Genomic DNA, 23,509 nt, shown 5'->3' with positions numbered 1-23,509 from the left:
GTGCCTGGCGGCGTTGGCCCTCCAAAAATCATAATGATATATTTTTAATCCGCACTCCATTGCCCCGCGCTGTGCCTTCCCACACGCCCCGGAACCGCGCGCATTAATTGCCAAAACAAAACCTTAACGTACACAACAGCAAAGAGGCCCGTTCCCCGGCGCCTCCTAATCGCTCTGCCTCAATTGTATGCCGACCGCGGGCTGGATGTCCATTTGGATTCGTCAGGCCCACCAGTTTTAATTGTCATTATTGTACCTTGATTCCGTATAGCTGTCAAGGTATGAACCGCCGGCCGGAATCCCTGTCGTTATCCCTATTATTGCCCCTTGCAATTTTCTTCAAACATTTCATAGGCCAAAATCGAAAAAACTCTTCTGCAAAATTATGATATAATGAGGACAATCCATACCGGCGCAGCCAGCGCTGCCATGCTTCCTGCCAGGGTCCTCCCAAGCATTTCTCAGGCTTCTCGCCTCTTTTAAGTGGACGGGACTCGGAAAAGCTTGTATGGGATACGCAATCAACCGCATAAGCGGAAACAAAGGACGGAAACTATGAAACACGTAGAAATCTTTACGGACGGCGCCTGCCAGGGCAATCCCGGCCCCGGCGGATGGGGGGCTATCCTGCGCTTCAACGGCGTAGAAAAAGAAATCAGCGGGGGCGACCCGGACACCACCAACAACCGCATGGAGCTGATGGCGGTGATCCGCGCGCTGCAATGCTTGAAAGAACCCTGCGCCGTCACGCTTTGCAGCGATTCGCAGTATGTCTGCAACGCGATCGAAAAGGGTTGGGCGGTCAAGTGGCGGCAAAATGGCTGGCGGAAAGCAGACAAATCCCCCGCCCTGAACACCGACCTCTGGGAGATCCTCCTGCACTTGCTGGAAATCCATCGCGTGGAGATCGTCTGGGTGCGCGGGCACAATGGGCATCCGGAGAACGAGCGGTGCGACCGTTTGGCCGTTGCGGGCGCCGAACGCGCCAAGGCCGCCGGTGCAGTCGTTTGACCCTTGGCGATGCAAGCGTGTGTGCCCCCTCTGTCTACACGGGCCTCCTGCAAGGATTCTCCCCTATTTTGCCATCCTTCAACAACCTTTGCCACTTTGAAACTTTTTTGCAAAAAGGGCTTGCAAAGTATACTGGAATAGTGTATATTCAATTCATAGTAAATTAGTAAGGATTAAATATTCCTGTACCGGCAATCCCTGGTACGGGGTATGGAAGTACCAATCACATTTTGGAAAGGAAAGGTGCGTATCCATGGCACGTTTTGTTTATGCGGACAACGCCGCAACTACGCCGGTTTCCCCTACCGTCTTTGCGGCCATGAAACCGTTTTATACCGACCTTTATGGCAATCCCTCCAGCCTATATTCCGTGGGCCGGGAGGCCAAAAAGCACCTGGAACTGGCCCGCGCAGACGTCGCGGCCTGCCTGAACGCCGAACCCAACGAGATCTTTTTTACATCGGGCGGAAGCGAAGCGGACAACTGGGCGATCAAAGGGATTGCCCATCAGCTTGCCAAAAAGGGGAAGAAGCACATCATCACATCCAAATTTGAGCATCATGCGGTGCTTCATACCTGCGCATCGCTGGAAAAAGAGGGCTTTTCCGTCACCTATTTGGACGTCCACGCTGATGGACTCGTCCGGCCGGAGGAATTGGAAGCGGCGATCCGCGAGGACACGGCCCTGGTGACGGTCATGTATGCGAACAACGAAATCGGCACGATCCAGCCGGTTTCGGAAATCGGCGCCATCTGCCAGAAGCACGGCGTTTTGTTCCACACCGACGCTGTACAAGCGGCCGGCACACTGCCGGTCGACGTCAAGGAGCAGCACATCGACCTGCTTTCGCTCTCCGCGCACAAGTTCCACGGGCCGAAAGGCGTGGGCGCGCTGTTTATCCGCAAAGGCATCTCGCTTCCCAATTTGGTCGACGGCGGCGCGCAGGAGCGCGGACGGCGTGCCGGCACGGAAAACGTGGCCGGGATCGTCGGATTGAGCGTTGCGCTCAAAGAGGCCTGTGCCACCATGGCGGAGCGCGCCAAGCGTTTGACCGCTATGCGGGACCGGCTGATCGACGGGGCATTGCAGATCGAGCGCACCCGCCTGAACGGCGACCGGACCAAACGCCTGCCAGGGAACGTCAACCTGTGCTTTGAGGGCATCGAGGGGGAGTCCTTGTTGCTGCTGCTGGACTTAAACGGCGTATGCGGTTCGTCCGGCTCGGCCTGTACGTCCGGTTCCCTCGACCCCAGCCATGTGCTTCTCGCAATCGGCCTCCCACATGAAATTGCGCATGGCTCCCTGCGCCTCTCCTTCAGCGACCAAAACACGGAGGAAGACGTCGATTACATCTTGGAAGTACTTCCCGGCATTGTGGAACGGCTGCGCTCCATGAGCCCCCTATGGGAAGAGATCGTGAACGGGCAAAAGGCCGATTGAATTAAAACACCAGGACAGAGAAAAGAGGTTGTTTTTTATGGCATACAGTGAGAAAGTAATGGACCATTTTGCAAATCCCCGCAACGTTGGGGAGATGAAGGACCCCAGCGGCGTCGGCGAGGTGGGAAATTCCCGCTGCGGCGACATCATGCGCATGTACATCAAGGTGGAGGGCGACACCATCACCGATGTGAAATTCAAGACTTTTGGATGCGGCGCGGCGATTGCCACCAGCTCCATGGCAACCGAGCTGATCAAAGGGAAAACGATCGAAGACGCGCTCAAGCTCACCAATCAAGCGGTGATGGAAGCGCTGGACGGCCTGCCGCCGGTTAAGGTCCACTGTTCGGTTTTGGCGGAACAGGCCATCAAAGCGGCGGTCGCCGACTACTACAAACGGCAGGGGATTGACCCCACCCCGCTGGTGGGGGAACTCGCAGAGTGCGAAGAATGCGCCTGCGGCCTGCACGAATAAGAATACGCAAAAAGGGGCTGTCCGTTCAGATCAAAGAATGGACAGCCCCTTTGTTTTTTATTTTTGCCGAGGAAAAACTCACGCGCCCTGCGCAACTTCCAGCGCAGAGATTCTTTGCTCAATATAGGCGGGTACTTCATCAAACGAGATGCCCAATGCGACGGACAGCTCTTCGTGTAGCAATTCTTCCGCACGTTTCCGATATTGTTGATCCGTTTTGCCCGGTTTCTTTCCGTTTTGGACCAGCTTTTTGCTCTTCCGGTAAACCGTCTTAATCAAGCGGATGAGATCCTCGCACTCATGCGTTTGCAGGGATGTGCGGTAATGCTCTGCCAACATGCGCGGGTCGCGGCACTCAAAAGAATCCTCCGAAATTTCCGGGATGCGGTCGATCAGGTGGTCCGCCGCTTCCTTTGTCATCACCGGACGCATAAACACACTGGTGTCCACCGGCGTATAAATCGTGCTGGCACTTCGAACCGGGACCAACTTATAATACAGCTTCTCCTTATCGACCCCGGGGAGGCTCTCCGGCGTGCCAACCTCTTCTACACGGCAAATTCCCGTGTTTCCATAAACAATCAAATCGCCCTTCTGAAACATTTTCTCGCCCTCCAAAAAAACAACCAACGTATCCTTTCACAACGTCAGCAAATGGGCGAACTCTGCGTTCATTCTCGTCGGGGTGGTCAAGGGAACATACCCACCGGCCATCCCACTCGCACCATGCATTCACCATTTGCTAAAACAAGCAGCGCCATCTTTGAAGCTAAGGGACTCCTTATCAAACGTTCACGCTGTATCTTTATTTTAGCACAATATTGGATGAAAATGTAAGAAAAATTTGAAAATGTTTAAAAAGAGCGCCGGTTTGGAGGGCTATTCGCTGGCCGCAAAGCACCGCTAACCTGTTGAATCACCTCCGCTAGGGAACAAAGATCCGCTATATTTCCTGCGGTTCGAAGCAGCGCTCTCGTTTGAAACACCTGATTTTGGAGTCTTTGCACAGCCAAGACGATCCTGTGCGCAGCGTCTAATTGCCAAAGCAACTGCTGTGGATGCATACAAGTCCCTCCCTCTCCTTTATGGTATTCCTAGAAATCCGATAGGTGTCTCTTTACGGGATATTGCCTATGAAGTAAAATATGGTATACTGAACACATAGATTGGGGGAGAACTTGTAATGAAACGCAGATGTCATCACCGGAAAATCGATCGGGACCTGGAACAACTCAACCAAAATTTAAACACCATCATTCAAAATCAGAATGAACTCTATTGCAAGCTGGAGCAGCTATATGCCGTCGTTACGTCTTTGGATAGCCTCGACGGCACAGACAAGCATAAAACCGGGGATTCTTAACCCTAAACAAAGAAAGGACCCTGCATCTTTCTTCCGATGCAAAAGTCCTTTCTCTTTTTTGAATTATTCTTGAATTTGCCGGCACTCCATGTAAAACCGCTTATCCCACGCATGGCCCATTGAAAAGGTCTTCCGCGGCAATGCGCCGTCGAGCACAACCGTTTTGAAGAGTTCTTTTTTCGGCATGGCTTCCAACAGGAACCCGATGTTTCCCTCCTGGGCGGAGAGCTCTTCGACGACTTCCTCTCCATGGATATAATCGACCCGTCCGCCGTTTTCTTCTATGTAGGCGTCTAAGAACTTTTGAAGCGTCCCCACCGGAAGATTGGACGATGCTTGGGAGAAATACAGCTCGGTTTTCTCTTTTCCTTTGCATACGACCACACGCTGGCCGTCCGGCGCACCGCATTGGGCCTTCAGCGCTTCCAGCAGCTTTTTCTCATCCACGCCGAATACCACCCGGTGGATCGGCTCAAATTCCAAAGAGGCGTCGTGCAGGTTGACCACCTCGACCAGCGCATACCGCGCCGGATGCACGCGGGCTTCCTCGGGCGGGAGGACTTTCTTCAAATTCTCATAGCAGGTCTTTGCCGTCGCCAAGGAATGGTTGCCGTCGCCTACGGCGAAAAGCAGGGGGGCCTTCCCAGTGAGATCATACCGGGCATTAAAGGCCTCCGGGTCTGCCAGCTCATCCAAAGCGGCCAAAATGCGCCGCGCCTCGGAATCATCGCAGAGGATTCCCTCCAGCGACCCGCTGTCCTGCATCAGGTCGAACTGATACACCTGTTCCAATTCGCCCGCGCGGTCTTCCACTGGCTCGATCACCGTCTTCATCGGATCGTCGATCAGCAGCATAATGTGCGGGCACTCCAGCGCAGCGTTCTCGCGCACCTTGACGCGCGGCGGGATGCGCTCCAACACCGTCCCCTCCGTTGCGCGGATCAGGGACTGGGACCCCTTTGTGAAATCATACTTTTCCAGGTCGACCACACCGATCAGCCCGCGGCGGATTTTCCCATCGCGGAGCGTCCTGCGCACATAGATAAAATTCTCTACCGTGCGAAAGATCCCGTCTGCCAAATACCGGTCCATCGCTGCATTCACCGCCGCAATCCGCTGCTCAACCCCTGGCTGCTCCAGGTAAAGCTCAGGTACGATCATGCGCAGGGTGGAGGGGGCGTCCCCCACAAACGATTCCACCTCTTGCCAATAATCAGGCTGTGACGTGTATTGATCGCACGCGACAACGCTCCACTTGGTGAGGTCTGTTTGGGTGGGCAGCAGGACATTTGCCGGATAAAATCCTAAACTGTTCATTCAATGATTCTCCTCATGTTGGATTTCCCGCGCGGCGGCGGGGCTCGCCTTCCGGGAAGGGGACGTTCCCTCCGCCGGTATAACAGGCATATTGTATCGCGTTCTGTCGAAAAAGGCAAGTTTCAGCGCGCTGTATTTTCAAGGAACCTCTTGCATTGCACAAAGGGCAAAAACTTCCTATAATGAGGGAGAAAACGCGAATTTTGTCAAAAACAGGTGAACGAGATGTATATTGCAGATTTACATATCCATTCCAAATATTCCCGCGCCACCAGCCGGGAATGTGTCCCCGAATATCTGGACCTCTGGGCAAGGCGCAAAGGTATCGATATCGTCGGCACGGGGGACTTTACGCACCCGGCATGGCGCGAAGAATTGAACGAAAAGCTGGTCCCCGCGGAAGAAGGGCTCTATACCCTCCGGGAGGAATACCGCCTGCACGACGCCTGTACGGACGGGCTACGGCGTCCCCGCTTTGTGGTGACGGGCGAAATCAGTTCCATTTACAAAAAGGGCGGCAGGGTCCGCAAGGTGCACAACGTCATCCTTCTTCCCAGCTTAGAGGCGGCGGAAACGCTCGCACAAAAGCTGGAGGCAATCGGCAACATTCACTCGGACGGGCGGCCGATTCTGGGCTTAGATTGCCGTGACCTGCTGGAAATCACCTTGGAGGCGTGCCCGGACGCCGTCTTCATCCCGGCGCACATATGGACGCCGCACTTCTCACTGTTCGGCGCGTTCTCCGGGTTCGACACCATTGAGGAGTGTTTCGAAGACCTGACGCCCCATATCCACGCCCTGGAAACCGGCCTTTCTTCGGACCCGCCCATGAACTGGCGGCTTTCTGCGCTGGACGGTTACCATCTCATCTCCAATTCCGACGCGCATTCCCCGTCCAAGCTGGGCAGGGAGGCCAATCTGCTGGATATTTCACTCTCCTACCCCGCCCTTTCCCACGCCCTACAGACCGGGGAAGGGCTTGCGGGGACCATTGAGTTCTTCCCAGAAGAAGGAAAATACCATTACGATGGGCACCGGAACTGCAACCTCTGCCTAAGTCCCGCGGAGGCGGAGCGTTACGGAGGGATATGCCCCGTCTGCGGGCGTAAGCTGACCATCGGTGTGCAGCACCGGGTGGAACAGCTCGCGGACCGGGGCGAGGATGTCCGTGCGCCGGGCGCAAACCCATTCGAAAGCCTCGCCCCTCTGCCGGAGGTAATCGCAGGCTCGACCGGTTTATCCGCCACTGGGAGCAAGGTCTCCGCACAATACGAATCCATGCTGCGGCAGCTCGGTCCGGAATTCCCCATCCTGCGCGAAATCGCGCCGGAGGACATCGAGCGCGCCGCCGGCCCCTGTGTTGCGGAGGGGATTCGCCGCCTGCGCGCCGGGAAGGTTGAACGTTCCCCCGGATACGACGGTGCATATGGAAAAATCCAGCTGCTTCGTCCGGACGAAATCGACGCACTAAACGGGCAGATCAGTTTCTTCCTTGGACAAACGCCCGCGAAGAAAGGACCTGCTAGAAAGCTCCAAAAGCGCGCCGCAAAGGCGGAATCCGCCCCAGCCGAATCCACACCCACCGTCCCTTCTGGGCCCCTCGACGGCCTGAACGAAGAACAGCTTGCCGCTGTAACCGCGCCGGAACGCACGGTATCGGTGAGCGCCGGTCCAGGCACGGGAAAAACCAAGACGCTCGTCTCGCGCATCGCCTATCTCATCCAGAACCGCGGCGTCAAGCCTTCGGAAATCACCGCTGTAACCTTCACGAACAAGGCCGCCGGGGAAATGCGCGAACGCCTGGAAAAGCAGCTCGGCGGCAAACGTGCGGTCCGCGCCATGACCATCGGCACGTTCCACGCCATTTGCCTTCAGCTTTTGACCGAACACACGCAGGGCGTCAATCTGCTGGATGAATACGAAGCGCGGGAAATTGCGGACGAAATCGGCAAAGCGCACGCCTGCAAGCTCTCCCCCACAGCCTTTCTGCAAGAGGTCTCCCGCCGGAAAAACGGGTTGGAACCATCGGAAAGCGCGTTCTCTTCCGAGGCATTCGACGCATATCAGGAGTGCTTGCACACGGCGAATGTCCTGGACTTTGACGATCTTCTCCTACAAGCCGTTGCGATGGCAGAAGCGGAGACGGAGAAAAACGCCAAATGGGCCAAACGGTTCCACTATCTTCTCGTTGACGAGTTTCAAGACATCAACGCCCTGCAATTCCGGTTGGTACAGGCGTGGAACCGAAACGGAAAAAGCCTGTTTGTGATCGGCGACCCGGACCAGTCCATCTATGGATTCCGCGGGTCGGACGCCCATTGCTTTGCCCGCCTGGAAGAGAGCTTCCCGGCTATGCGTTCCATCCGCCTGTTGAAAAACTACCGCTCCACGCCGGAGATCCTGCGCTGCGCGCTCCCGGTCATCTCGGAAAACGAAGGATCGCAGCGGCTTTTGGAGGCACAACACCCCAGCGGAGCGCTTGTGCGCTGTGTCACGGCGGAGAGCGACCTGTCCGAGGGGATTTACATCGCCAAGGAGATCAACCGCATGGTGGGCGGCATCGATATGCTGGACAGCGACGCCGGGGGTTCACTTAGATAAAGATACCACACCAATCCCACGCTGACTTTTGCTCAACCAATACAGCCGGAGGGCTGGATAACAAGAAAAGGCGGTATGCGCCCCGTGGAGGGGTAGCATATCGCCTTTTCTTGTGGGGGTTTCCAAAGGGGGCAACGCCCCCATTTGGCACACGACTTTGCGAAGCAAAGTGTAGTGTGTTATACGCTCTGTCGGCGTTGTCGTGAAAATGCCGTTGCCGCCGGGGAGGGCAAGGGCATTTGAAGCGGCAAGATTTGAAGCGGCAAGAAAACAGGGCTGTGCTTGCGTGGCGTGGAGCCGCAAGCGCAGGTCTGGTTTCATCAGCAGACAGGGCGTATATGAAAGCCCCCGTCCCTCGTCCTACGCTCCGACTTGTGGACAAAGTGTCCCGAAGTTGTGGCCACACTCCCGGAAAAGTAGCAGGACAGCGGGCAACCGTCAAGGCTGAAATGAACGGGGTTACACCCGGCCTTGACCGCCGCCCGCCGCCCCGCTGGATGGGTGGACAAGGCGGCCAATCCCTCAAAGTGCTTGGCCGCGCTCTTTCTGATTTTGAGGTATTCAGTTTTTCAAAATTGAATAATCAAAATAAATTTTTTCGATTGAAAAAATTTTATTTGTTATCATCTTCAATGCCATATTTTTTCTTTTGCCGAATCACATAATTACTGATTTTTTCATCATATAGTGGATACTGGTAATCCAACTGGCATGCCACTTCTGACGAAACCTCCCGGAACAATGCCATACATTGTTCAAAGGATTCCCACATATGGGGATAGGAATCCATATTATAAGTAGACATAAGTCGTTCCCACAATTCCTCTGGGACATATTGCTTCATAAATTTATAGTTTTTTCCCAAACTGAAATGAAATCCCTGTTTGATACCAATCAGCCAGGAAATCATGCGAAGCAATTCTTTTCGTACTATATCATTCATATGGTCAATAGCAAAAAGAATTTCTTTGCGGCATAAGCCCTTTACTACATATGTTGTAGTATTCCAAAATTCATTACAGCAATCGTCAAACATTCTTTGAGTAGGCTTCTGCAAGTGGTAGTCTATATCCGTTGGTATTGGCGGCTTTACGATACGGTTGTCTTTATCCAACAGTAACTTTACCAGTTTATCCCATGTAAAATACTCGTCTATCAGTTCCAGCGGCAGCAAAGTTAAATCTATCTTAACATCATCAGTAAACAGCATTAAATATGAAAATCCCTTTTCTACAGCTGGAAATAATTCCATATCTTCCGGCTTTTGCAGAATCAACCTTTCACCAAATATATCTAGCCATTTATCATCACTTGTGAAGCTGTCCATATCCGTAACAAAAAAAGTAATATCAAAATCCTGAAAATCATCAGGCGGAATATTTGTATTTGTTCTAGATCCTTCCAAAGTAACCATGCGAATGCGTTTGTCTGTTTTTGCAAAATTCAAAACAATATCATAAACTTCCTTTTCTGATCTCATTTTTATCTCCTCCAATTATTGAAATAGGTGTGAAGCCATTTTAGGGCTTTCCCGCCTTGATTACCCTTTAGCAAAGACGGGCGGGACTGTCAACGGCGGCGCATGAAATGCGCCGTTCATCTTGACCGTTGACTGGCTCGGCTGGCTTTGCTATTTTCTCGATGAAAAACAATTTATTCGTATTTATTTCCATCATTGTCATAGTAAGCCACATGAATGGAATACTCTTTTTCTGGGTTTTTAATTGAGATAATATCCATATCATCTGTGTTGTATCTCAATGTATCTTGCACTTGTCCATTTATTGTATAAGTGATTTCAGCATACTCTGTTTTAGCACCATTAAACCAAATTAAATCATACCATTCTCCGTTTATTGCAACGCCACCGACAATAATCTCATCACTATTTCGGTTTGTTGATGTACTAAATTTGTAGTCTCCATTTCCTGTTGGTTCAAAGATAGCAAGTGTAGATTTATTATCTGTACTGTATGCTCCACTCACGATATAACCGCCAAGTTCCAGTTCTTTTGCGATAGTCCATTCATTCCCTTTTGAAATTGCGGTGTTCAATATGCTTTCTCTGCTGGTAATGGTATCTCCTTTGGGAGTTAAACTAAAGAAATATAAAAAAGCGGCAGCAACGCAAATAACAGTCGCTGAAATTATCAGTAACCACTTTTTCATAACCAATACCTCCATATAATCTGATTTATTATTCTCTTACTTGCGTCCCCGCTGCGGCTTTGGATTTTTCAGCAAATCCGATTTCTGTGCAATCTTTTTCAACCACTTCTTTTCTTCCTCTGACAGTTTCCCATAGTTCAGCTTGAGCCGCTTACAGATAAATGCCATAGCCGCCTGCTCCGGGTCGCTGTCCTCTCTGGTGGTTTCCTCTGCGGTCTGCAAAAAATCTTCCAGAGGATTGTCCTCCGGGACGCTGAAAAAATCGTCCTTGTGGGCTTCCCGCAGGTCGAAGGCTATCTTGTTTATGTCCTGCTGTATCACATAGCGGCAAAAGCTGTCATCGTCAATATGGGCGGCGATAAGCTGTCGCAGCTGTGGGTCAGTCAAGCCGGGATTGTGTTGTTTCATAATCGTTGCACTCACAGCGTCCACAATGGCGTTTGCGCTCTGCACCTGCTTTCCCGCTACGCCGTTCACATAGATTTCAAGGTCGGCCATGAGCCGGGGAAAATCCGGGTGGGTCGCCAGTTCACACAAGAGGGAATTGTCCACCCGCCCGCTTTTCAATAGTTCAATCATATCGTCGCTCAAACGCAGGTCTGCAAGATCGGCGTTTGGGTGATTTTTTGTTTGGGAACGGCCCAGCAGATAATCAACAGTCACTTCGTAAAACTTTGCTAACTCAATAAGGGCATAGTGGCTGATGTCCTTATACTCGTCCGCTTCATAGCTGCCAAGCGCAGATTTGGAGAGGTGCGTCTGTTCCGCAAGCTGTTCCAGCGTCAAGCCACGCTCCACACGCAGGTCTTTTAGTCGTTCTTGAATAGTTAGGGCCATACTCTCCCCCCCTCTGTCCTCTGTTCTAAAATATCATCCAATCTTACCACGACTTTTTGATTTCTCTTAATAAAGCAACCGTAATATCTTTGGCAATACTTGATGCTTTTGCACAGTTTCCGTCAAAATTATCAACTCCGCTGTGTTTTTCAGTATCGGTCACACACCGAATGGCGATAAACGGTATGTCATTTGCATAGCAGACATGAGCGATACTGGCAGTTTCCATGTCAACCGTCAAGGGAGCAAATTCATCGTTTATTTTTTGCCGGCTCTCATCGGTTATAAACGATTCTCCCGTTACCATACGGCCCCAAACTACCTTTCCAGAAGTTGAAAGCTTGTCAACAGCAGACTTTGACATATCTATCAGCTTTGGGTCTGCCACAAAAAACACAGAATTCATCCACGGATGAAATTCCGTTAAAATGTCTGGCGCTACATCGTGGTAACAAACTTCTGTGGAGATAACTGTATCGAATATTTCAAGTTCTGGCTCCATACCGCCCGCTGTCCCTGAATTGATAATTATATCCACGCAAAATACATCTATCAAAAGCTGAGCGGCTATGGCGGCATTTACTTTGCACACGCCGGAAAACAGGGCGACAACTTCTACACTATCAATCTGTCCAGCATGGAATTTCAGCATAGCTTTTTCCGTTATCTTACAGTTGCTTATCAAGGGCAAAAATGGGGCGAGTTCTTCGTCACCCGCACATAAAATTCCGATTTTCATAGATTATTGTCCTCCTATGGCTTGAAAGCCAATTTTTATGTTTATTTTACCATAATTCCGAGAGCACGGAAATAGCCTGTTTTTTAAGCCGATTTCCTACCTTTCGGATATACGGGACGGGCGGTCATTTAGGTGTAGACTTAGGGTAGTTCATCGATGGACAGCACCTTGAAAACAGAATGACCGTCCAAAAAGGAATACCCCGGCTGGGGAAGCACTGCAAGGAGCCAGCTTCTGGACACTTTGTCCAGAGGTCACTTCGGGACAAGTTGTCCCGAAGTTGCGGGGAGCGTGCCTCGTCGCCGCAAGCTGCGTATCATTCGCTTCCGCCAGAGGGCGAAAGCTCACTCGCTCCGCTGCGGCTCCTCTCCCCACAAAGTCTGACGACTTTGCGGGGGCCCCTGTTGGGAACACGCCGCAGGCATGGGGCAAGAAACCTTTTCGGGGAGAACGGCAACGGAAAGCAAAATGGAGGGAACGCATGAGAGATAACCCCTATAAAGACTTGCCGCCGCTGGAACGCAGGCCGGACGGTTCCCTTTACCGCATGACACCGGCGCAAAGGAAACAGGCGGCCAGCCTGATACGCCAGGAGTGCTGTTGCTGTGAGGACGGCAACTGCATTGTCCTTGATGATGGGGACACCTGCACCTGCCCGCAGACAGTTTCTTTCTCGGTCTGCTGTAAGTGGTTCCGCTGGGCGGTCTTGCCGCTGGACGGGACGCTGGAAGCGGAGATTTTCCGGGATAAGGACTTGAAACGCTGTGTGGTCTGCGGCGGTGTGTTCGTCCCCAAATCCAACCGGGCAAAATACTGCCCCGGCTGTGCCGCCAGAGTTCACAGGCGGCAGAAAACAGAAAGTGAACGGAAAAGGAGGTCTGCTGTGGACAGTTAGGAGCGAAAAAAGCCTTGATTTATTAGGCTCCGCAAGCCCCAAACCGGGGCAGGTGGTATAAAGTATCGCCCGCCCCGGAAAACGGGCTTCTAACCGTCCACAAAACACGATATGACAAACACGATTTACATTCATCAGCCGGAAAAGGCGTTCAGCTTCACCCGGCTCCCGAATTTTCTCTTTGAAGCCCCCACATTCAAGCCCCTGTCTAACGAGGCAAAGGTTCTGTACACCTTTATCCTGCGCCGGACAGAGTTATCCCGCAAGAATGGGTGGGCGGATGACTGCGGACGGATTTTCCTGTATTACCCTATCTGCGAAGTGGTTGACCTGCTCCACTGTGGGCGGCAGAAAGCGGTGAACACCCTGCGGGAACTGCAATACGCCGGACTGGTGGAGATCCAGAAGCAGGGCTGTGGAAAACCCAACCGCATTTTTCCAAAATCCTATGAAGCGGTTCCAAACACCGACTTCAAGAAATCCCGTTCTGGTACGCCGGAGGACTGAAAACCGTACCCTTGAAGTACGGAAACCGCCCCCCTAAAGTACGAAAACCGGACGGTATATAGAAATACAAAGATTAAAATGATTTATTTATATCCATTCCATTCCTATCGTATCAGAGATAATTCTGGCAGGATTTTCCCTGTGGAAAACCCAGGATAGGAAAGGAATGGGGAAAGGAGCAGAATGGCACAACACGCAATTTTGCGGTTTGAGAAGCACAAGGGCAACCCGGCAAGGCCGCTGGAAGCCCATCACGAAAGGCAGAAAGAACAATACGCCAGTAACCCCGACATTGACACAAGCCGGAGCAAATACAATTTCCATATCGTCAAGCCGGAGGGACGCTATTACCACTTCATTCAGAGCCGTATCGAGCAGGCCGGATGCCGAACCCGCAAGGACAGCACACGGTTTGTCGATACGCTGATAACCGCCAGCCCGGAGTTTTTCAAGGGGAAATCTCCAAAGGAGATACAGGCGTTCTTCCAAAGGGCGGCAGATTTCCTCATTGGCCGGGTAGGACGGGAAAATATCGTGTCGGCGGTGGTACACATGGACGAGAAAACGCCCCACCTGCATTTGACCTTTGTTCCGCTGACAAAGGACAACCGCCTGTGTGCAAAGGAGATTATCGGCAACCGGGCAAACCTGACGAAGTGGCAGGACGATTTTCACGCCTATATGGTGGTGAAATATCCCGACTTGGAGCGTGGGGAGAGTGCCAGCAAGACAGGCCGGAAGCATATCCCCACCCGGCTTTTCAAACAGGCGGTTTCCCTCTCCAAACAGGCCAGAGCCATTGAAGCCGCCCTTGACGGCATTAACCCGCTGAACGCCGGAAAGAAAAAAGAGGAAGCCCTCTTCATGCTGAAAAAGTGGTTCCCGCAGATGGAGAACTTCTCCGGGCAGTTGAAAAAGTACAAGGTCACAATCAATGACCTGCTGGAAGAAAACAAAAAGATGGAAGCAAGGGCAAAGGCCAGTGAGCAAGGCAAGATGAAAGACCGCATGGAACGGGCAACGCTGGAAAGCGAATTACACAATCTCCGCAATTTCGTTGACCGTATCCCGCCGGAAGTGCTGGCGCAGGTGAAACGGCAACAGCGGCACACAGTAAAGGAAAGGTGATAGATATAAGCAGAAATTTTCGCCGCCCCTGTGCGGCATTGTACCTTGAAAACTGAATATGGAGGACACTGGATGGCAAAAAGCGAAAGCGATATTTTTACGCCCCGGACAGGGCAGGTCATACAAGCAGAGAACGGCACGCAGTATTTTGTATGTGGGAACAACCGTATAAAAATCTCCGAACACTTCGCCGCAGGCGGGAAGCCCCTCGGTGATCTGATTGTAGATGTGGTGCGGCATACCGCAGAAAAAGCCGCTTCAACCTGATAGCCCATCATTGATAACACGCCCACGCTTATGATATAATTGCCATAGAGCAAAAGTATTGTAAGCGTGGGTTGTTTCTTTAAGAAGGAGGATTTTTAACGGTGAAACAACCTTACAATACTACGATTTACAACACGGCGCTTTATATGAGATTGAGCCGGGACGATGAAAACTATGGTGACAGCGTAAGCATTGAAACACAGCGGACAATCCTGCAACAGTACGCAAAGGAACAGGGACTTCATGTAGTCGGTGAGTATGTGGACGATGGCTGGTCGGGGACGAACTTTGAACGCCCGGATTTTCAGCGCATGATGGACGATGTGGAAGCCGGAAAAGTAAACTGCATTGTCACGAAAGACCTTTCCCGTTTCGGGCGGGAACATGTGATGATGGACTACTATCTGGAATTTCTGTTCCCGGAAAAACGGGTGCGCTACATCGCCGTTGCGGAGAATGAGGACACAGAGAAAGGGCTTTCCGATTTTGTCCCGTTCAAAAACCTGTTCAATGAATGGTTTGCGAAAGATACAAGCCGCAAGGTAAAGGCCGCTTTCAAAGCAAAGTTTGCCACAGGACAGCGTATCGGCGCTTATGCTCCCATCGGGTACAGGAAACACCCGGAAATCAAAAACAAGCTGATAATCGACGAGGAAACCCGCTGGATAGTGGAGAAGATTTTTGACCTCGCCATTCATGGCAGAGGGGCGGCCAGTATCACAAGAATACTGATTGCGGAAAAGGTTCCCACGCCGGGATTTATCAACTTCCAGCGTGACGGGACTTTCGCAAACATCTATGCGGGTGCGCCAGAGGAAAAAAGCTACGCATGGACGATAGCGCAGGTCAAGAGCATTATGAAAGACGAAACCTATATCGGCCATACCATCCACTACCGGGAAACAAACATTTCCTTTAAGAACAAGCGGAGGATACGCAAGCCCCAAAGTGAATGGGTGCGGGTGGAGAACACGCAGGAGCCGATTATCAGCGAACAGGTTTTCCGGCAGGTACAGGAGCAGATAGCAAACCGCCGCAGAAAATGCAAGGACGGTACAACACAGATTTTTTCCGGATTGGTAAAATGTTCGGATTGCGGCTGGTCGTTGTCCTATGGGGAGAACAGGCAGAACAGCAAGCCTTACGGCCATTATCATTGTAGCAAGTACGGACAGGGCACACGCCAATGCTCCATGCATTATATCCGCTATGATGTGCTTTACGCCTATGTCCTCTCCCGTCTGCAATACTGGTCGGGGCTGGTACAGCATGATGAAGAACGGCTTTTGAAGCGGCTGTTAAATGCCAATGACAAGGGACAGGCCGCCGCAAGAAAGAAGCAAGCCGCAGAGTTGAACAAAGCGGAGAAGCGGAAAGCCGAAGTCGATACCCTGTTTGCCCGGATGTATGAGGACTGGGCGGCGGGGCGTATCACAGAATACAACTTCTCTATGCTGTCCGGGAAGTACCAGAGCGAACAGGCTGAACTGGACACAAAGATTGAACAGCTTCAATCCGCTATCGCCACTGAAAGCCAGAACGCCGCAGACGCAGAAAAATGGATTGCCTTGATGAAAGAGTGCGTCAATCCAACAGAACTGACCGCCGAACTTTTGAATACGCTGATTGAAAAAATCGTTGTCCATGAAGCGGTCAAAGGTGAGGACGGAAGCCGGGAACAGGAGGTAGAAATCTTCTACCGCTTTATCGGCAAAATTGATTAAATGACACCAATATTTTTAACTATGTGATACCGGGTTCTCCCATGCGGAGGATGCGCCGCCGCGCAGCTTCTCCGACATCGCCGTTTTATACCGTACCCACCGGCAGGCCGATCTTGTGGAAAAATGCCTCCGCCGGGAGGGGATTCCCTGCGTGATCGCCGGGCGCGACGACTTCTTGGCGGATGACGCCGTGCGCGGAGCTGTAAGCTTTTTCCACTTTCTGTTGGATGTGCAAAACGATCCCGCCCTGCGCGCCTGTTTAAAGCTCGTTTGGAACTGTCCCGCGGACTTAATCGGCAGCCTTGCACAATTTTTTGCGCAGGCGGCAAGTGAGAATTCTTCCCAGGAAGCCTTGGACGCCGCTGCAACCGAATACGCGGATGTGGCGGTCCTACAGCCCTTCTTTGCGCAGGTGGAGGAATTTCGGCAGCGCGTGGGAAAGGAAAAGCCGCGCAAGCTCTTGGATGCATGGGCCAAAGCGCAGGGACTCACCGCCTCAGAACCTTTCCAGCGCCTGCTGAACACAGCGGTATTCCACAAAGACATGGCCTCTTTCCTGCAAAACTTACTTCTCGGCCAGGAAAGCGACTTGATGCGAAGCGCAACCGGAAAACTCTACGAAGCGGGCGCGGTCACCCTGATGACCCTGCACGGCTCCAAGGGCTTGGAATTCCCTGTGGTTTTCCTCGCCGGCGTCCGGCAGGGAAAGATTCCGCTGGAATCTCCCAAGCATCCGGCAAATGTGGAAGAGGAACGCCGTCTATTTTACGTTGGGATGACCCGCGCGCAGGAGGAATTGATCCTATTGACCTCAAACGAGCCCTCCTGCTTTTTGGATGCGATCCCGGCGGACTGCCTGCATAAGACTACTACCGGAGGAAAAAAGCGCGCTTCGGAGATGAAGCAGTTGAGCTTGTTTGATTGATTCCCATCCGGGTCATTTGGCTTGTAATATGTTTTTTATTAGAAACGGATTTTCGATCGAACTTGAAAGCGCTCCCCATTGCAAAAGGCAATGGGGAGCGCTTTTTCTTTATCTGTTGGAAACAGCGGATTCCAGCGGGCCGTACTTGGGATAACAGCAATTGTCGGGCCGACTATATGAATTTCCATGGCAGCTTGCCAAAAAATACGATCTGAAATGGAAATGCGTTTCTAGGGCGAAAATGGGAACCCTATCTTCCATGTGGCTTCCTACAAAATCGCTGTGGAAAGCCCAAAACGAGGTCTACTTTATTGGATTGGGGGTAAGGGATTGGAGCCATTCGCCGAATATTTGGAACGAGTAGAAAATCCGCTGCACCGGGATAGACTACAGGATATATTTCACTGGATTACCGCCACGTTCCCCACACTGAGGCCCAAAATTGCTTGGAACCAGCCGATGTTTACCGACCACGGTACGTTCATCATCGGTTTCAGCGTTGCCAAAAAGCATCTGGCCGTCGCCCCGGAACGGGCGGGCATCGAGCGTTTTTCGGATGACATCCTACAGGCCGGCTATACGCACAGCAAAGAAATTATCCGCATCGGATGGGCACAGCCGGTGGACTTCCCCCTGCTGGAACGGATGATCCGCTTTAATCTGGAAGAGAAGGCAAACTGCCAGACCTTTTGGCGGAAAGAGCATCTCCTCACGGAGGAACTGCCGGATCACGCAACCGAGAGGCACTGATCCGAAAGACCACTCCTCCACAAATACGCACAGGAGGCCCTAAATGAATGCCCCTGTTGCGTATCCCCTAACGCGCCACAGGGAGTGGCTCAGATAGAAAAACTTCCACTTTTCACTCAGGGCATAAAAATAACGCACCCCACTTTGTGGAGTACGTTATGCAAAAACAGCAACTTGCCGTTGGGAAATGTTGACAAAAAATACCCGCGATAAACGCAGGCAGAAAAGCTTCAAATAGAGAAAAACCTGCGGTGCGCGACTTGCTCACCGCAGGTGTGGAGCGGCTGATGGGAGTCGAACCCACCTCCGAAGCTTGGGAAGCTTCTATTCTACCGATGAACTACAGCCGCATAAATACATCTTCTATTTGTGTAGCTTTATTATTTTACCATAAACTTCCCGCAGTTGCAAGCCTCTTTTTGCAGAAAAAATTCTTTTTCATTTCTGTAATCTTTACTTTACATAATCTTTACATTTCTACCCCTCTCCCATTCCGCAAGAATTATAGTATTCCACATTTTCCACTAAGTTTTCCACATGAACGGGCGGCATTTTCCCCTATTTCCTCCTACTTTTCCACCACCTTATAAAATCGAGCTGTGCAATTCCGTGGAAAAATTGCAAAATCATCACTTTACATAATCTTTGAGACAAAATGCGAACCTTTCCTGAAAGCACACAAAAGGCGCTGGGAAACCCATCCATAAAAACATGTTATGGTTGGGTAAAAATCCCAGCGCCTTTTCGCTTTAGAAATATCTAATTTTTGCGGAAGGGTTGAACTACGAATGCATCAGTCGCAGGCTTTCTCCGCCACTTCCCGCTGTGCCTTTTCAATGAAGGATTCCAGCGTCATCGCGCCCAAATCGCCGTCCTTGCGGCTGCGCACGGAGAGATTCCCCTCTTCCATTTCCTTATCGCCCACGACGAGCATGTAGGGAATCTTGTGGAGCTGCGCCTCGCGGATCTTATAGCCGATCTTCTCGCTGCGCAGGTCGTTCTCTACGCGCAGCCCTGCATCCGTGAGGGCCTTTTCCAACTTCTCGGCATACTCGTGATGGCGCTCTGCGATCGGCAGAATCTTCACCTGTACCGGCGCCAGCCACATCGGGAACGCACCGGCAAAGTGCTCGGTCAGGATGCCGATGAAGCGCTCGATGCTGCCGAACACCACGCGGTGAATCATGATCGGGCGGTGCTTTGCACCGTCTGCACCGGTGTACTCCAATTCGAAGCGCTCCGGCAGCTGGAAGTCCAGCTGGATGGTGCCGCACTGCCAGGTACGGCCAAGGCAGTCGGTCAGATGGAAGTCCAGCTTCGGGCCATAGAATGCGCCGTCGCCCTCGTTGACCTCATAGTCATAGCCCAGTTCGCTGATCGCATCGCGCAGGGCGTCGGTCGCCGTGTTCCAATCCTCCAAGGCGCCCATGTGGTCCTCCGGCATGGTGGACAATTCGATATGATATTTGAACCCAAAGGTGCTGTACACCTTGTCGATCAGGCGCACAACGCCTTTGATCTCATCTTTGATCTGCTCCGGCGTCATAAAGATGTGGGCGTCATCCTGCGTAAAGCAGCGTACGCGCATCAGGCCGTGGAGCGCTCCGGAGAGCTCATGGCGGTGCACCAAGCCCAACTCGCCGATGCGGAGGGGCAGGTCGCGGTAGGAGTGCAGCTTTGTCTTATAGACCAAAATCCCGCCCGGGCAGTTCATCGGCTTGATGGCAAAATCTTCGTCGTCGATTACAGTGGTATACATATTCTGCTGGTAGTGATCCCAGTGGCCGCTGCGCTCCCAGAGCTTCCGGCTCAGGATGATCGGCGTAGAGATCTCCTGGTATCCCGCCTCGCGGTGAATCTCACGCCAATAGTCGATCAACAGGTTTTTCAGCACCATGCCCTTTGGCAGGAAGAACGGGAAGCCCGGGCCCTCTTCCATGATGGTGAAGAGCTCCAGATCCTTGCCGATCTTGCGGTGGTCGCGCTTTTTCGCCTCTTCCAGCATCGTGACGTATTCGTCCAGCTGGGACGCCTTCGGGAAGGAGATGCCATACACGCGCTGCAACATCTTGTTGTTCGCGTCCGCACGCCAATAAGCGCCCGTGCAGTTCAACAGCTTGACCGCCTTGACGCAGCCGGTGGACATCAGATGCGGGCCGGCGCAGAGGTCTGTAAAATCGCCCTGCTTGTAGAAGCTGATCTTCTCGCCCTTGCCGGAGTGTTCTTCGATCAATTCCACTTTATAGACCTGGTTGTTCTTCGCCATCATGTCCTTGGCTTCGTCCGGGTCAAGCTCAAATTTTTCCAGCGGAAGGTCCTGCTTGATGATTTTCTTCATCTCCGCCTCGATCTTTTCGAGGTCTTCCGGCGTGAGGGTACGCGGCAGGTCCATGTCATAATAGAATCCATTTTCAATGGCCGGGCCGATGGCAAACACCGCGTCCGGGAACAAATGCTGAACCGCCTGCGCCATGATGTGGGAGGTGGTGTGCCAATAGGCATGTTTCCCTTCGGCCGTATCAAAGGTTAGGATCTCGACGGAGCAGTCCTTCGTCACAGGGGTGCGCAGGTCCACAGCCTCCCCGTCGATTTTGCCGGCGCAAGCGGCCTTATACAGGCCCGCGCCGATGGATTTTGCAATTTCAGCGATGGTTGTGCCGGCCTCATACTCCCGCACATCGCCTTTGAGCGTTACTTTTACCATATTCTCGTCTCCTTTTTCAATTTCAACAAACAAAAAACCCGCCCCTTCTCAACAAAGGGGCGGGTTGTATAACCCACGGTTCCACCCTGATTCGACAGGAATCCTGTCCTTTCAGCGGCCTATAACGCGGCCATACGGCACGCCTTCTGCACAACGCGTTCGGCGCACGCTCCGAGGTGGTGGCCTTTGCAAATCCCGCCTGCCGCCCGCGCTTCCAGCTACTGCGCGTGCTCTCTGTTGCTGGGGATTTACGGCGTCCTCATCAACGCTTTCAACCTTTTGATCTGGTTTTATCTTATCATTCCCCCCACTGGTTGTCAAGCGGGATTTTTCTTGTGATTGTTTCAAAGCATTCCATCACATTTTATTCATAATTTATACATATTGACATCAAAATTCTTGACATCCGGGTATATATCGTAATACAATTATAACCGTGATGATTGTTTCACAGTGGATGCATTGCATCCGTAGTTTCCAAGATTTTAATTTCAAATGCAGGGTGATCGGGAATCCCGGCCACCCCATGGGGAAACGCTGAAGGAACTCGCTTTATATCAACACCGGCAAATGTTCGGCCGGATCTGTGTTAAAAATACTTTTGCTTTGTGCATGTTTGGGAAACCAATCCATATGGGAAGCAGGACCCGCTGGCGCAGTTTTTTTTAGGTTGTTTGCTGCTCGGCGGTCTTTTTTCTCGGCTTTATTTATCTTGAATAACGTTTCGAACATGCCCCAGGCGTATCCGGGAAGTGTGCCAGCGGCAGAGCGTGCCTTTTCATAAATGTTGCCGCCACCTCCCATAGGGAACCGTATTTTTGCGCTTTTCCATATCGAAAGGAAGGAATCCCTGTATCCAACTACGCCAGATTGCAGGCAAAGATTCCCGGTCCTGTTTATTAAGGAAGGGCAGGCCGTAGGTTTCTTTGCGCGTTTGCGCCGTATTGGAAGGAAGCATAAAGCCCTCCCCGATGGGCTGCCACCGGATCGGTTGATCTGCGCGGTTCTGGTTCAGTGCCCCCTTGAATCAAATGGAAAACAAGGAGGTGCCAACAGAATTGTATCAAATTTCACTCCCCGTATGTATTGTCATTGCGCTGGTATGCGCTGTGATTAGTGCGGCAATTGCCTTTTTTGCTGGCGTTGCGCACCGCAAGAAGACCGCAGAATTTGCGATTCACTCCGCGGAAGACGAGGCCAAACGCATTGTGAGCGAGGCGATCAAGACCGCAGAGGCAAAGAAAAAGGAGGCTGTTCTCGAAGGCAAGGACGAGATTCACCGGCAGCGTGCCGAGGCGGAAAAAGAATTAAATGACCGCCGCAAGGAAGTCCAGCGCCAGGAACGCCGCATTCAGCAGAAGGAAGAAACCCTGGACAAGAAAATCGAGAGCTTAGAGGCTAAGGACGAAATCCTCAACAACAAAAACAAGCAGGCCGACGAGCGGTTGGCCGAGGCGGAAGCGGTAAAGAAGAGCCAGTTTGAAATGCTGGAACGTATTTCCGGTTTCACCGTTGAGCAGGCCAAGGACTATTTGATGAAGAATCTGGAAGACGAGCTGACGCACGAGAAGGCGGTCAAACTCATGGAGTTTGAACAGCAGACGCGCGAGGATGCAGAGGCGTCCGCCCGCGAGATCATCTCCATGGCGATTCAGCGCTGTGCCGCCGACCATGTGGCCGAAGCCACCATTTCGGTGGTGCCGCTGCCCAACGATGAGATGAAGGGCCGCATCATCGGTCGCGAGGGCCGCAATATCCGGGCCATCGAAACCCTGACCGGCGTCGACCTCATCATCGACGATACGCCGGAGGCCATCACGCTCTCCAGCTTTGAGCCGGTGCGCCGCGAAGTGGCGCGTATCGCACTGGAAAAGCTCATTGCGGACGGCCGTATCCATCCGGCGCGCATCGAAGAGATGATCGAGAAGGCGCGCCGCGAGGTGGACGCCACGATCAAACAGGAGGGCGAGCGCGCGGTCATCGAAGCCGGCGTCAATGGCATCCATCCCGAGTTGGTCAAATTGCTCGGCCGTCTGCGCTACCGCACCAGCTATGGCCAGAATGTCCTGAACCACTCCTTGGAGGTCGCCTACCTCTCCGGCGTGATTGCCTCGGAGTTGGGGCTTGATCCCACAATCGCACGCCGCGCCGGTCTGTTGCACGACATCGGCAAGGCGCTCGACCACGAAATCGAGGGTTCCCATGTGGACATCGGCGTCGATGTGGCGCGCAAATATAAAGAGAGCGAGACGGTTATCCACGCAATTCAAGCACACCACGGCGATGTGGAGGCCAAGACGGTCATTGCCTGCATTGTACAGGCCGCGGATGCCATTTCCGCCGCAAGGCCGGGCGCGCGGCGTGAAAATCTGGAAAATTACATCAAACGTCTGGAGAAACTGGAAGAGGTGGCTTCTTCCTTCGAAGGGGTCGAGCGCTGCTATGCGATCCAGGCAGGCCGCGAGATCCGCATCATGGTGAAGCCGGATGTCATCTCCGACGATAAAATGGTCCTACTTGCGCGGGATATCTGTAAAAAGATTGAGAGCGACCTCGAATATCCAGGCCAGATTAAGGTCAACATTATTCGTGAAAGCCGCGCGATTGAATACGCAAAATAAGAATTCCAAGGGCGGGCAGCAATGCCCGCTCTTTT

At 52.3% G+C, this 23,509-nt stretch carries 22 protein-coding genes and 1 tRNA gene; 14 read left to right on the top strand and 9 right to left on the bottom strand.

From position 1 onward, the window contains the following. Positions 1-555: 555 nt before the first annotated feature. The 3 genes from rnhA (at position 556) to nifU (ending at position 2,927) form a co-directional block, all read left to right on the top strand. Positions 556-1,011 carry a ribonuclease HI gene (rnhA, locus tag B5F54_RS02475; protein ID WP_087230013.1) on the top strand — a complete coding sequence of 152 codons (456 nt, stop codon included), beginning with the start codon at positions 556-558 and terminating at the stop codon, positions 1,009-1,011. A gap of 253 nt (positions 1,012-1,264) precedes the next feature. After that, positions 1,265-2,452, top strand: a complete 1,188-nt coding sequence (nifS, locus tag B5F54_RS02470) for a cysteine desulfurase NifS (RefSeq protein ID WP_087230010.1) — start codon at positions 1,265-1,267, stop codon at positions 2,450-2,452. 37 nt (positions 2,453-2,489) lie between these two features. Further along, positions 2,490-2,927 carry a Fe-S cluster assembly scaffold protein NifU gene (gene nifU, locus B5F54_RS02465; RefSeq protein WP_087230007.1) on the top strand — a complete coding sequence of 146 codons (438 nt, stop codon included), beginning with the start codon at positions 2,490-2,492 and terminating at the stop codon, positions 2,925-2,927. A 78-nt stretch (positions 2,928-3,005) separates the two neighbouring features. Here nifU and B5F54_RS02460 read toward each other — a convergent pair whose 3' ends face one another. Then, positions 3,006-3,530: a CarD family transcriptional regulator gene (locus tag B5F54_RS02460; protein ID WP_087230004.1), complete on the bottom strand. Its 525-nt coding sequence runs from the start codon at positions 3,528-3,530 to the stop codon at positions 3,006-3,008. 580 nt (positions 3,531-4,110) lie between these two features. Between B5F54_RS02460 and B5F54_RS02450 the strand changes: the two genes are divergently transcribed. Then, positions 4,111-4,290 (top strand): hypothetical protein, encoded by a 180-nt coding sequence (locus tag B5F54_RS02450; protein ID WP_087229998.1) that lies wholly within the window; start codon positions 4,111-4,113, stop codon positions 4,288-4,290. Positions 4,291-4,353: 63 nt separating this feature from the next. On the opposite strand, the gene B5F54_RS02445 is transcribed toward B5F54_RS02450, so the two are convergent. Then, on the bottom strand, positions 4,354-5,607 hold the full coding sequence (locus B5F54_RS02445) for a DUF1015 domain-containing protein (RefSeq protein WP_087229995.1): 1,254 nt from the start codon (positions 5,605-5,607) through the stop codon (positions 4,354-4,356). Positions 5,608-5,832: 225 nt separating this feature from the next. Here B5F54_RS02445 and B5F54_RS02440 point away from each other — a divergent pair, with 225 nt between their 5' ends. Together B5F54_RS02440 and B5F54_RS02430 are read left to right on the top strand one after the other, a co-directional pair. Further along, a complete protein-coding gene (locus B5F54_RS02440) occupies positions 5,833-8,208 on the top strand; it encodes a UvrD-helicase domain-containing protein (RefSeq protein ID WP_087229992.1) in 2,376 nt (791 codons plus the stop codon). A gap of 239 nt (positions 8,209-8,447) precedes the next feature. Further along, positions 8,448-8,873, top strand: coding sequence for a hypothetical protein (locus B5F54_RS02430; RefSeq protein WP_032548332.1), 426 nt, complete (start codon positions 8,448-8,450; stop codon positions 8,871-8,873). Here B5F54_RS02430 and B5F54_RS02425 read toward each other — a convergent pair. The 4 genes from B5F54_RS02425 to mtnN form a co-directional block, all read right to left on the bottom strand. Continuing rightward, the gene (locus B5F54_RS02425) at positions 8,822-9,688 is read right to left on the bottom strand and encodes an aminoglycoside 6-adenylyltransferase AadE (protein ID WP_001255868.1); all 867 of its coding nucleotides are present in this window, start codon (positions 9,686-9,688) and stop codon (positions 8,822-8,824) included. The genes B5F54_RS02430 and B5F54_RS02425 overlap by 52 nt on opposite strands. A gap of 173 nt (positions 9,689-9,861) precedes the next feature. Then, positions 9,862-10,377: a hypothetical protein gene (locus B5F54_RS02420; RefSeq protein WP_015573183.1), complete on the bottom strand. Its 516-nt coding sequence runs from the start codon at positions 10,375-10,377 to the stop codon at positions 9,862-9,864. Positions 10,378-10,413: 36 nt separating this feature from the next. Next, positions 10,414-11,214 carry a helix-turn-helix domain-containing protein gene (locus B5F54_RS02415; RefSeq protein WP_008395979.1) on the bottom strand — a complete coding sequence of 267 codons (801 nt, stop codon included), beginning with the start codon at positions 11,212-11,214 and terminating at the stop codon, positions 10,414-10,416. Positions 11,215-11,257: 43 nt separating this feature from the next. Further along, positions 11,258-11,953 (bottom strand): 5'-methylthioadenosine/S-adenosylhomocysteine nucleosidase, encoded by a 696-nt coding sequence (gene mtnN, locus B5F54_RS02410; RefSeq protein ID WP_008395978.1) that lies wholly within the window; start codon positions 11,951-11,953, stop codon positions 11,258-11,260. A 481-nt stretch (positions 11,954-12,434) separates the two neighbouring features. On the opposite strand from mtnN, the gene B5F54_RS02400 reads away from it, so the two are divergent. From B5F54_RS02400 to B5F54_RS02370, 7 genes are all read left to right on the top strand, one after another. Continuing rightward, positions 12,435-12,848, top strand: coding sequence for a cysteine-rich VLP domain-containing protein (locus B5F54_RS02400; protein ID WP_044930679.1), 414 nt, complete (start codon positions 12,435-12,437; stop codon positions 12,846-12,848). A gap of 111 nt (positions 12,849-12,959) precedes the next feature. After that, entirely contained in the window at positions 12,960-13,355 is a 396-nt protein-coding gene (locus B5F54_RS02395) for a replication initiator protein A (protein WP_008395976.1), read from the top strand. A 183-nt stretch (positions 13,356-13,538) separates the two neighbouring features. Then, positions 13,539-14,483 carry a MobV family relaxase gene (mobV, locus tag B5F54_RS02390; RefSeq protein ID WP_087229989.1) on the top strand — a complete coding sequence of 315 codons (945 nt, stop codon included), beginning with the start codon at positions 13,539-13,541 and terminating at the stop codon, positions 14,481-14,483. 72 nt (positions 14,484-14,555) lie between these two features. After that, the gene (locus B5F54_RS02385) at positions 14,556-14,750 is read left to right on the top strand and encodes a hypothetical protein (protein ID WP_002334813.1); all 195 of its coding nucleotides are present in this window, start codon (positions 14,556-14,558) and stop codon (positions 14,748-14,750) included. A gap of 101 nt (positions 14,751-14,851) precedes the next feature. Further along, positions 14,852-16,474, top strand: coding sequence for a recombinase family protein (locus B5F54_RS02380; RefSeq protein ID WP_435413791.1), 1,623 nt, complete (start codon positions 14,852-14,854; stop codon positions 16,472-16,474). 76 nt (positions 16,475-16,550) lie between these two features. Beyond that, entirely contained in the window at positions 16,551-17,399 is an 849-nt protein-coding gene (locus B5F54_RS02375; RefSeq protein ID WP_275532220.1) for a 3'-5' exonuclease, read from the top strand. A gap of 330 nt (positions 17,400-17,729) precedes the next feature. Next, the gene (locus B5F54_RS02370; protein ID WP_087229984.1) at positions 17,730-18,149 is read left to right on the top strand and encodes an iron chaperone; all 420 of its coding nucleotides are present in this window, start codon (positions 17,730-17,732) and stop codon (positions 18,147-18,149) included. A 276-nt stretch (positions 18,150-18,425) separates the two neighbouring features. Here B5F54_RS02370 and B5F54_RS02365 read toward each other — a convergent pair. The 3 genes from B5F54_RS02365 to B5F54_RS02355 all read right to left on the bottom strand — a co-directional run bounded on the left by B5F54_RS02365 (position 18,426) and on the right by B5F54_RS02355 (position 21,657). Further along, a tRNA-Gly gene (locus tag B5F54_RS02365) sits at positions 18,426-18,499 on the bottom strand. A gap of 443 nt (positions 18,500-18,942) precedes the next feature. Next, the gene (gene thrS, locus B5F54_RS02360; RefSeq protein WP_087230308.1) at positions 18,943-20,853 is read right to left on the bottom strand and encodes a threonine--tRNA ligase; all 1,911 of its coding nucleotides are present in this window, start codon (positions 20,851-20,853) and stop codon (positions 18,943-18,945) included. A 552-nt stretch (positions 20,854-21,405) separates the two neighbouring features. Next, a complete protein-coding gene (locus B5F54_RS02355; RefSeq protein ID WP_087229981.1) occupies positions 21,406-21,657 on the bottom strand; it encodes a hypothetical protein in 252 nt (83 codons plus the stop codon). Positions 21,658-21,911: 254 nt separating this feature from the next. On the opposite strand from B5F54_RS02355, the gene rny reads away from it, so the two are divergent. Next, complete coding sequence (rny, locus tag B5F54_RS02350) at positions 21,912-23,474, top strand: ribonuclease Y (protein WP_242969612.1); 1,563 nt, start codon at positions 21,912-21,914, stop codon at positions 23,472-23,474. Positions 23,475-23,509: the final 35 nt, after the last annotated feature.

Source organism: Anaeromassilibacillus sp. An250, from assembly GCF_002159845.1.
GTDB classification, from domain to species: domain Bacteria; phylum Bacillota; class Clostridia; order Oscillospirales; family Acutalibacteraceae; genus Anaeromassilibacillus; species Anaeromassilibacillus stercoravium.
The sequence above is the reverse complement of the archived record's forward strand: the minus strand, read 5'-3'. Positions and strand labels throughout refer to the sequence as shown.

Bases quoted from the DNA above. Each gene is read 5' to 3' on its own strand.
- B5F54_RS02415 (WP_008395979.1), bottom strand. From the start codon at position 11,214: ATGGCCCTAACTATTCAAGAACGACTAAAAGACCTGCGTGTGGAGCGT.
- nifS (WP_087230010.1), top strand. From the start codon at position 1,265: ATGGCACGTTTTGTTTATGCGGACAACGCCGCAACTACGCCGGTTTCC.
- mobV (WP_087229989.1), top strand. From the start codon at position 13,539: ATGGCACAACACGCAATTTTGCGGTTTGAGAAGCACAAGGGCAACCCG.
- B5F54_RS02400 (WP_044930679.1), top strand. From the start codon at position 12,435: ATGAGAGATAACCCCTATAAAGACTTGCCGCCGCTGGAACGCAGGCCG.
- B5F54_RS02420 (WP_015573183.1), bottom strand. From the start codon at position 10,377: ATGAAAAAGTGGTTACTGATAATTTCAGCGACTGTTATTTGCGTTGCT.
- thrS (WP_087230308.1), bottom strand. From the start codon at position 20,853: ATGGTAAAAGTAACGCTCAAAGGCGATGTGCGGGAGTATGAGGCCGGC.
- nifU (WP_087230007.1), top strand. From the start codon at position 2,490: ATGGCATACAGTGAGAAAGTAATGGACCATTTTGCAAATCCCCGCAAC.
- B5F54_RS02450 (WP_087229998.1), top strand. From the start codon at position 4,111: ATGAAACGCAGATGTCATCACCGGAAAATCGATCGGGACCTGGAACAA.
- mtnN (WP_008395978.1), bottom strand. From the start codon at position 11,953: ATGAAAATCGGAATTTTATGTGCGGGTGACGAAGAACTCGCCCCATTT.
- B5F54_RS02385 (WP_002334813.1), top strand. From the start codon at position 14,556: ATGGCAAAAAGCGAAAGCGATATTTTTACGCCCCGGACAGGGCAGGTC.
- B5F54_RS02355 (WP_087229981.1), bottom strand. From the start codon at position 21,657: ATGGGAGGTGGCGGCAACATTTATGAAAAGGCACGCTCTGCCGCTGGC.
- rnhA (WP_087230013.1), top strand. From the start codon at position 556: ATGAAACACGTAGAAATCTTTACGGACGGCGCCTGCCAGGGCAATCCC.
- B5F54_RS02445 (WP_087229995.1), bottom strand. From the start codon at position 5,607: ATGAACAGTTTAGGATTTTATCCGGCAAATGTCCTGCTGCCCACCCAA.
- B5F54_RS02460 (WP_087230004.1), bottom strand. From the start codon at position 3,530: ATGTTTCAGAAGGGCGATTTGATTGTTTATGGAAACACGGGAATTTGC.
- B5F54_RS02425 (WP_001255868.1), bottom strand. From the start codon at position 9,688: ATGAGATCAGAAAAGGAAGTTTATGATATTGTTTTGAATTTTGCAAAA.
- B5F54_RS02440 (WP_087229992.1), top strand. From the start codon at position 5,833: ATGTATATTGCAGATTTACATATCCATTCCAAATATTCCCGCGCCACC.
- B5F54_RS02395 (WP_008395976.1), top strand. From the start codon at position 12,960: ATGACAAACACGATTTACATTCATCAGCCGGAAAAGGCGTTCAGCTTC.